Raw genomic sequence first — 832 nt, 5'->3', positions numbered from 1 at the left:
CAGAAGTTTTCTCACCACGGATGATTTCAACCAAAGGCATGCGATGCACAGGGTTAAAGAAGTGCATACCACAGAAGTTTTCTGGGCGTTTAAGTGATTGTGCCAATAGGTTGATTGGAATCGTCGATGTGTTTGATGTAATGACGGTGTCTTCACCAACGTGCGATTCGACTTCGCTCAGTACCGCTGCTTTTACTTTTGGATTTTCGACAACGGCTTCAACAATCACATCTGAATTTTCGATGCCTGCGTAATGTAGGCTTGGGGTAATTGATGCCAAAATTCCCGCCATCTTGAAGCCGTCGATACGACCTTGAGCAAGGCGTTTGTTCAGCAGTTTAGACGCTTCGGTCATACCTAAATCGAGAGATGGTTGGGCAATGTCTTTCATCAATACTGGCACGCCTTTCAGCGCAGATTGGTAAGCAATGCCACCACCCATGATGCCTGCACCTAATACCGCTGCTCGCTCAGTGTCTTTGCTTGCTGATTTCGCCGCTTTTTTCGCGATGCCTTTGATGTATTGGTCGTTGAGGAACAGACCAACCAGAGCTTTGGCTTCTTCTGATTTCGCGAGTTTAACGAAGTATTTGCGTTCAATGTCGAGTGCTTCGTTACGTGCAAAGCGTGCGCCTTCTTCAATCGTAATAACTGCAGTCATTGGCGCAGGGTAGTGTGGACCGGCTACTTGTGCCACTAGGCCTTTTGCCATTGTGAAGCTCATCATCGACTCAAGCTTGCTTAGCGTTAGCGCTGATGTCTTTTGTGTGCGGCGCGCTTGCCAGTCAAGTTTTTCATTGATGGCAGAAGTTAGGGTTTGCAGGGCTGACTC

General features: G+C 47.8%; 1 protein-coding gene. It reads right to left on the bottom strand.

Going from position 1 to position 832, the window contains the following annotated elements; all coding sequences use genetic code 11:
• Positions 1–832: 3-hydroxyacyl-CoA dehydrogenase NAD-binding domain-containing protein (locus tag R7Z49_RS24145; RefSeq protein WP_318112250.1), on the bottom strand; the 832-nt coding region annotated here is incomplete at both ends.

Source organism: Vibrio sp. 1562 (assembly GCF_033340155.1).
In the GTDB taxonomy this organism is placed as follows: Bacteria; Pseudomonadota; Gammaproteobacteria; order Enterobacterales; family Vibrionaceae; genus Vibrio; species Vibrio alginolyticus.
This window is presented reverse-complemented; position numbering and strand designations above follow the sequence as displayed.